Here is a 7,062-nt window from a genome sequence, read left to right as displayed (position 1 = left end):
TATCAGGCAGCAATTCAGAAACTTCTTGGAAAAAATCGCTCGTCAACTCTGAATTAACTATTCTTTGTGACTTTTCTTCAGTATCTTTAATATATTTTTGTAACTGAGAAATATCAAAATCAAGCCTACTTATCTGCTGGCTTATCTCTTCATATTTTTTTCTAACAACATTTATCTGAATTCGATTTTTCTCAAAAGATTTTTTATCAACCAAATCATTAATTTCTTGTTCTAATCGATTAATTTCTTGTTCAATTATAATATTGATTTGTTTAATCTTAGCTATGTCATGTAGAGAGTTTTGTTTTTTATAACTATTTTCTTTGCTCTCAATTTTTTTAAGTTCTTGTTTCAACTTTCCAATTTCTAAATCATTTTTAGGATTTGAAATATCAAAAAGATAATTATATAAAGCACGATATTCTGATGTTTTTGAATAATTATCCAATACTTTTAAGAATTGGGTATTATCCTTTGTCATTAAAATCCTTACAAAAGATTTTATTGTGCTTCTAAAAGTAGGAATCTGAACGAAATTTTCAAATAATAATTTATTTAAAAATTTATTTAATTCATCATACGAAGTTTTCTCTCCATTAATATACCGCTTACCTCTATTAAATAACTCTGTTTTTATAGAAACTTCTTTAGTAGGATTATTAAAATCATCAATTAATCTCAGTTCCGTAAATAATTTTTGATCTTCAATAAATGACTTAAGTTGTTCATTAACACTCTGTGTTTCATAATCTGTGTAGACGGCATCCTTACTCCTAGCTCCTAAACTTAAATCCAGTAATTTCAAGCAAGTTGTTTTTCCAACCTTATTGTGTTTCTCAGACTGCTCTGAATCGACTATAAAATTAATCCCATTTCTAAATTCTATTTTTCTCAATACATCATCAGTATTTTTACTAATAATACTCAAACTTTTAATGAACACTTTCAATATCTCCTTTGCTATTAACTCTTATTTTATCTAATAGAAAAAGAAAATCTAGTGCTAACACAAAAAACTCATAGTTTAAATTGTCCTCAATTTCATTTTGAAGTTCTAAATAAATATTTTCTATTTTAGTCATTCCTCTTAAAATTAAGCCATACACAATCGCAGACAGGTAAAAAATAGTCTTATTGGGTTCTGCATTTTTATCAAGCAATAACATCGTCGCTCTCCTTATCATTGTTTGGATTTAATAATACCTGACACTCTATAACTACATATTGGAGCAATGCAATTATAAATTTATCTAAATCTGAATCATCGATTCCACTAGACAAAAAATCAGGATCTCTCGCTATTCTTTCTTTTATCTCATTATGCATATCCTTCAGACATTCGTCTCCATTGCCGACTATCGGTTCACCATTTTCATCCATAGGTGTAAAATCAAAAAAGATATCTTTTACTTTTTCAACCACTTTTTGACTATCAGGAAATTCATTTTTTAGAATCTTCTCCAGTAAGACATAGTTGTTAATCCCCTCTGAAAATTTGCGAATATATGTACGTGAATTATTATATTGAAGCTTTTCTTTCAATTTAGCTGGCTTCTTCAGTTCAAATTTTTCATTATTTTGAGATTGAAATTTTTTAACATTCTCCAAAAGCTTAAAAAGCACTGTTGGAATCAAGGTCCTTTGCTCAATATTTGTTATATATAAATTTTGAGTATTATTATTACTAAAATTTCCAATACTCTGAGAATTAGTCATTTATTATCCCCTATCACCAATATGCTGTTCATTATTGCTACTATTATTGCCTATAATTTGACTATTATTGTTATTTTTAATAATTGATTCAACATCTTTTTTTGTTTTCCAAGAAATACATGTAGCAATAATTCCTAAAATTGATGCAAATATACCTAAAATTGTATTTATGTTTTCCATTATTTAATCCTCATTTTATATACTAATTATCCATGTAAAAATTAACTTTTCCATTATCACTCTTTACCCAGATCCCTCAACCGTTCCTGCCCTATCTTCAACATCTCTTCCTCCACCTTACTCCATTTTCCAAATAGGCATTCGTGTAGAACTTCTGCTGCTGAGATTTGATCTACTTGCGAATCATAAACACACGATTGATCTCTTTGATATATTTGAATTTGTCTAAAAAGTTTAGCCTTTTCCAACTCCCGTAAGTTATCAACCATATGTTCTACAATTCCATCATGGTGTGCTTTGGGAGTCGCTCTCGCTTGACTAGGATCTATGGCGTAGAGCTCCTCATAACGTATCAAAGTACTGAGATAGGACAATTCTGGCTTTGTTGCAATCAGTGCAAGTGAGACTTGGTAACCTTTAGTTGTCAATAATTGTGCAGTTTTTCTAGGGACTTCTGTTGTTCTCAAAGTACCCTCGATTAACAAATGATAGCCTTGTTTACTCAACTCATCTACAAGATATTCAACCATTTGTCCCGCGAATACTTTGGTATAATCCACACTATCTTTGCCATACTTTTCCTGTAGGTCAAGGTAGTTCGGATGAAAGGAGCGATAACTATCTCCATCAATGATAATGATATTACCTTGAAATTCCCTTTGTTTAATACGATGAATCGTTGTTTTTCCAGCACCACTCTGTCCACCGAGCAAAATAGCCTTGGGCTGAGACGAAGTTGTTTTACCACGAGTTAAAGAACGGACAAGCCGTTTGGAGGCTTGTTCAAAATTATCTTGACTAAATTCTTCTAGTTTCATTAAGCCACCACCAGATGAGTAGCTTGTTCTAGCATACGTTCAATACCATCCAAATAGCCATTAAATCGCTCAATATCCTCAAAAGTTGAAACAAGATAAATCCTCGTGTTAATCAAATCAGAAAGATCATCGCTCATTAGAACCCAAGGATTCGAAGTATCATCAAATGCAATTCCTTGTTCATCTTGAAAACGATAAAGTTGCGCTAAGATATTCGCCCCTCGTTCTTTAATCACTTCAATTTTCAGAGTTAACTGATAATTTTCTACTGGTGTGAGCATTTTTTCCTCCCCTACGATATCGATATAAGAAACATTAAATTTCTTGCAGATACGATCTATTAATTCTGTCGAAATTGAACTTGTCCCATTTTCATAACGACTCAGGCTATTTCGAGAGATACCAATAATCTTTGCGAATTCAGGTTGAGTGAGATCATGTGTTTTACGTAATATTTTTATATTTTCTCCAATCATAAGAGGTCTCCTTTTATTTATTTCTATTATAGCACAAAAAATAAAAACGCACCATTTTTGGTGCGTTTTTACCGATAGATAGAATACCTCATATTCAGTTATTGAAGAAAAAGTACTATGAGGCTGTTCAAAAAGTCTTTGAGAATATAAAAAGTAAGAAAACCACAATCGAAAACATATTGGAGATAGGAATCTATGGTATACTAGTGATAATAAATAGTTATCAGTAGGAGAATAATATGGAAAAGGCACCAATAATTACGTTAAATAGTGAAGAAAAAGATTTTTTGTTCCGTATTGATTCTGGAATTAAATCAATACTGTTTGAACTACCAGTACAATATCATGAGATACTTCAAGTAGTGAATGGGAGCCGTTTCAGACCGTTATTAACATATTATGGCTATAAGTTGTTTTCTGAAAATCTAAATGAAAAAGTTTACAAATCTGCAATAGCTATTGAGTTAATTCATAAATCCTCTATTATTATTGATGATATTATTGATCAAGACGATAAAAGGCATAGCATATACACAGTACATAAGCAATATTCTATTGATGAAGCCTTAGTAATCACAGTTTTTTTATTAGGAAAGTGTATTGAATTATTATCTGAACTTGATGATTCTACAATTAGGGTATTTAGTCATATGATTATGAGAATGTGTCAGGGAACAATACAAGAATTAAATATTGATATGAATGTAAGTATTGATAAAATAAAAGAAATCTTAGATAACCAAACTTCCCAAGTTATTCAAAATTGTTTAGTGATTGGTATGAAATCATATAATCCTGAATTAGACAATCAACCTTTAGCAATTATTGGTTATAAATTAGGCTACTTATTTCAGTTACTAAATGATTGCGAAGCATACTTTAATCCTGAGTTTACTGTAAAATACAAAGGGAATTATAATTTTGATATTAATAAAAGTAGGAAAAATTTATGTTACATTTACCTTGAACAGTTTCTCTCTAATAAAGAAAAAATAGGACTTCAGAATAAAGATAAGGTGACTAATTTAGAAATTTTATTGAAAAAATATAATGTGTTAAAATATATAAAAAATGAAGTTTCGCTAATTGAGTTTGATATTAAAAAACAATGTGAAGTTTTGGAAAAAAATCACTCTATGGAAAGATTAAATTATTTTATTGATTATTCAATTAAATTAGCGAAGGTGAGAGCGAGGGTTTATTAAGATAAAAGAGCAGAGATTGGGATTCTCTGCTCTTTTAACAACACTAATTTTGTGTTAAAAATGGCTGAAGTAGCCTATATAGATTTATCAAAATGGGGATGTAACCTATTGGATTGAGTGCTTTTCCATTGAATAACTGTGGAAAGTTAGGGGAATCTTTATAGAGTTTAAATAGCTCAATATAATCTTTATTAAGTTGTTTATTACTGTAATCAGTAATATCATATTCCTTTAGTTGCATTCTTTTTATTTTTTTTATTATTTCTTTAATATATTTTTTCCAAAGATAGTCAAAAAGTAAATAACCAAAACCAATCAGTATAAAAATTATTCCCCAAGTAATTATAAATACTAAGTTATTAGGTGTATCTATTACTAATGTATTCTTGGTAAATTTAATAGCAGATAGTGGAGTGGTTAAATAGAATAGAGCAGTATAAACAATACCTAAAATTCCAAAATAATTACTAAATGAACTCATACTATCGGTAAATTTAACTATCCAATCAGATTCAGATGGATTATGTAGGGAAATTGGTACTAATGAAATAAACTCTAATTTTGAAATTTTCCTTAATGTGAGAATATAAAGTATGTACTTTAAATACAGTTGTATTGCAATAAATACAGTTAGAATTAAAGTAATTGCCCCATAAATTGTAATTAGCTCCTGCAGGATAAGAACCTTTAATAATACTAGTGAAATGAAATAAATTAAACCAATTGCAAAACAAATAGATATACTATACCATTTGTTTAGATAACTATTATTTTTGCTGAATATTGGAAATAGTGGAAGATTATTGACTTTAGTACCTGAAATAGACGTTTTAAGGATTATTTCTTTTTTCATTAAATTTTGGTATGTGATAATCTGAGCTAACAAAAGAAAATTTACTCCAAAAACATATATATAATTGTATTTTAGTGATGAATCAAAAATTGATACTATAATTCCAATAAAAACCCAACAAGTAAAAATAATTGTCCAAAAACATTTTTGAGATAGAATTTTATCAATTATTTTTATTTCCATATTATTCTCCTACTGATAACTATTTATTATCACTATACAAAGCATTCAAATAAGTTTATAATAGCATGATTATTGATAAAGGAGTTATTCATGGATTATAAACTTATTTCTACTTTTTTAGACTACTGCAAAACTCATAAACGCTTGAGTTTACATACGATTCGAGCTTATAAAAATGATCTTTTGCAGTTTTACAATTCAAATTACACCAGTGTGGAAATATATGTTGAACATTTGACGAAATCCAATATTAAATCTAGTACATTACGTCGTAAAATTGCTAGTTTGAAAGTGTTTTACAGCTATTTAAAGTATCATAATTTAATTGATGAGAATCCTTTTAATCAATTACGTTTTCAATTTAGAACGGAAAAAATATTACCTAAAACGATTCCCTGTGATATTTTAAAAAGTATTTTTTCACATCTAGAACAGAAAGTTACCTATTCAAAAACTAAATATCAAAAACAAAAGGCTGAAAGAAATTTACTAATCATTTCTCTATTGCTTTCAACTGGTATCAGGATTTCCGAACTTTGTCATATTCATCTCAAAAATATTAATCTTTCAAATAGGACTCTCCATATTATGGGAAAAGGCAAGAAAGAACGTATCCTATTTTTAGGAGATCAAATAACATTTAGCTTATTAGAAACATATATAAATAACTACTGCTTTCAACCCAGTGACTACCTATTCTCTGGAAAATATTCTTTCAAACCATTGTCAGAGCAAAGTGTACGTTTAATTCTAAATACCCTTGTTAAACAACATAACTTAACTACACCTATTACTCCCCATATGTTTAGACACAGTTTCGCAACAATGCTTCTAGATAGTGATGTTGATATCCGATACATTCAACAAATTCTCGGACATAGTTCTATCTCAGTCACACAAATTTATACTCATGTATCTCAATCAAAGCAAAAAGAAATTCTAACCCTGTGTAATCCCATCGCTTTGATTCATTCACAGTCCAAAAAATAGGGCTACCTTCATGGAGGTAACCCTATTTTAGTGTCATCTTTTTAAAGATCTTCTCTAGTAATTAAATTTTAAGAAGATAACGATAATATTACGCGCACTAATCATGACTTATTTATACTTTAATCTCCATTATTGTATCTCATACAAATCCCCTTAAGTTTATCTTGCTTCCTTTTCGACTTGTATGACTACTATTTAAACTCAGGTCGTAACCAAAAAGACTGTATTTTCCCCTGCTTATCAATCTCAGCAATTGTATCTTTAAAAAATTCTACAGATGCCATAGCTATAGGTCTCACGGGCCTTGCCATCATGGTCATAGGTTTCGAGGACCTCTGTATGTTCACGATTGACATCGTTGACATAGTTGCGTTCCTCGTAGTAGTTGTAGGTATCCTCTCGTGTGGTGTAAGGGATCAGGACATCCTGAACCTGACTGGCATAGGTCACTTCTCCCTGACCCGGTAAGTTCCCAAGTTCTGGTGGGTTGACGACGATCCCTTCCTTGGTCGCTCGATCCTTAGCCACTTTCTGGTGATAGGCTCTCGACACATCGTCAAAGATGCTGTGCCAGATGCTTCCTATCGTTTGCGGTAGAGCAGACAGGGCTTGGAGGACATTCTGACTAAAGCCATACCAGA

Annotated in this window: 10 protein-coding genes; 2 read left to right on the top strand and 8 right to left on the bottom strand. The window is 30.2% G+C overall.

The genetic code is table 11. The features are described 5' to 3' along the window. The 6 genes from HMPREF9184_RS09710 to pezA all read right to left on the bottom strand — a co-directional run. A partial coding sequence (locus HMPREF9184_RS09710; RefSeq protein ID WP_000470136.1) for a hypothetical protein occupies positions 1–943 on the bottom strand: 943 nt, incomplete at its 3' end. After that, positions 933–1,166 (bottom strand): ABC-three component system middle component 6, encoded by a 234-nt coding sequence (locus tag HMPREF9184_RS00400; protein WP_000925381.1) that lies wholly within the window; start codon positions 1,164–1,166, stop codon positions 933–935. The genes HMPREF9184_RS00400 and HMPREF9184_RS09710, both read right to left, overlap by 11 nt. Then, the gene (locus HMPREF9184_RS00395; RefSeq protein WP_000185305.1) at positions 1,153–1,716 is read right to left on the bottom strand and encodes a hypothetical protein; all 564 of its coding nucleotides are present in this window, start codon (positions 1,714–1,716) and stop codon (positions 1,153–1,155) included. Before HMPREF9184_RS00395 ends, HMPREF9184_RS00400 begins: the two co-directional genes overlap by 14 nt. A gap of 3 nt (positions 1,717–1,719) precedes the next feature. Continuing rightward, positions 1,720–1,896, bottom strand: a complete 177-nt coding sequence (locus HMPREF9184_RS09705) for a hypothetical protein (protein ID WP_000427932.1) — start codon at positions 1,894–1,896, stop codon at positions 1,720–1,722. 56 nt (positions 1,897–1,952) lie between these two features. Next, on the bottom strand, positions 1,953–2,714 hold the full coding sequence (pezT, locus tag HMPREF9184_RS00390; protein WP_000762941.1) for a type II toxin-antitoxin system toxin PezT: 762 nt from the start codon (positions 2,712–2,714) through the stop codon (positions 1,953–1,955). Then, complete coding sequence (pezA, locus tag HMPREF9184_RS00385) at positions 2,714–3,190, bottom strand: type II toxin-antitoxin system antitoxin PezA (RefSeq protein ID WP_000578850.1); 477 nt, start codon at positions 3,188–3,190, stop codon at positions 2,714–2,716. Before pezA ends, pezT begins: the two co-directional genes overlap by 1 nt. A gap of 239 nt (positions 3,191–3,429) precedes the next feature. Here pezA and HMPREF9184_RS00380 point away from each other — a divergent pair, with 239 nt between their 5' ends. Next, positions 3,430–4,395: a polyprenyl synthetase family protein gene (locus HMPREF9184_RS00380; protein WP_000409530.1), complete on the top strand. Its 966-nt coding sequence runs from the start codon at positions 3,430–3,432 to the stop codon at positions 4,393–4,395. Between the two features lie 43 nt (positions 4,396–4,438). Here the strand turns inward: HMPREF9184_RS00380 and HMPREF9184_RS00375 are convergent, their stop codons facing one another. Then, the gene (locus HMPREF9184_RS00375; RefSeq protein WP_000403235.1) at positions 4,439–5,431 is read right to left on the bottom strand and encodes a hypothetical protein; all 993 of its coding nucleotides are present in this window, start codon (positions 5,429–5,431) and stop codon (positions 4,439–4,441) included. A gap of 90 nt (positions 5,432–5,521) precedes the next feature. Between HMPREF9184_RS00375 and HMPREF9184_RS00370 the strand changes: the two genes are divergently transcribed. After that, entirely contained in the window at positions 5,522–6,421 is a 900-nt protein-coding gene (locus HMPREF9184_RS00370; RefSeq protein ID WP_000384877.1) for a tyrosine-type recombinase/integrase, read from the top strand. 261 nt (positions 6,422–6,682) lie between these two features. Here HMPREF9184_RS00370 and HMPREF9184_RS00365 read toward each other — a convergent pair. Next, the coding region (locus HMPREF9184_RS00365; protein WP_009444048.1) for a hypothetical protein at positions 6,683–7,062 on the bottom strand (380 nt) is incomplete at its 5' end.

Origin of the sequence: Streptococcus sp. oral taxon 058 str. F0407 (assembly GCF_000235485.1) — a bacterium.
Taxonomy (GTDB): Bacteria; Bacillota; Bacilli; order Lactobacillales; family Streptococcaceae; genus Streptococcus.
Note: the sequence above shows the minus strand (reverse complement) of the source record. Positions and strands in the feature narration are given on the sequence as shown.

Bases quoted from the DNA above. Each gene is read 5' to 3' on its own strand.
- HMPREF9184_RS00380 (WP_000409530.1), top strand. From the start codon at position 3,430: ATGGAAAAGGCACCAATAATTACGTTAAATAGTGAAGAAAAAGATTTT.
- pezT (WP_000762941.1), bottom strand. From the start codon at position 2,714: ATGAAACTAGAAGAATTTAGTCAAGATAATTTTGAACAAGCCTCCAAA.
- HMPREF9184_RS09705 (WP_000427932.1), bottom strand. From the start codon at position 1,896: ATGGAAAACATAAATACAATTTTAGGTATATTTGCATCAATTTTAGGA.
- HMPREF9184_RS00375 (WP_000403235.1), bottom strand. From the start codon at position 5,431: ATGGAAATAAAAATAATTGATAAAATTCTATCTCAAAAATGTTTTTGG.
- HMPREF9184_RS00395 (WP_000185305.1), bottom strand. From the start codon at position 1,716: ATGACTAATTCTCAGAGTATTGGAAATTTTAGTAATAATAATACTCAA.
- pezA (WP_000578850.1), bottom strand. From the start codon at position 3,190: ATGATTGGAGAAAATATAAAAATATTACGTAAAACACATGATCTCACT.
- HMPREF9184_RS00400 (WP_000925381.1), bottom strand. From the start codon at position 1,166: ATGTTATTGCTTGATAAAAATGCAGAACCCAATAAGACTATTTTTTAC.
- HMPREF9184_RS00370 (WP_000384877.1), top strand. From the start codon at position 5,522: ATGGATTATAAACTTATTTCTACTTTTTTAGACTACTGCAAAACTCAT.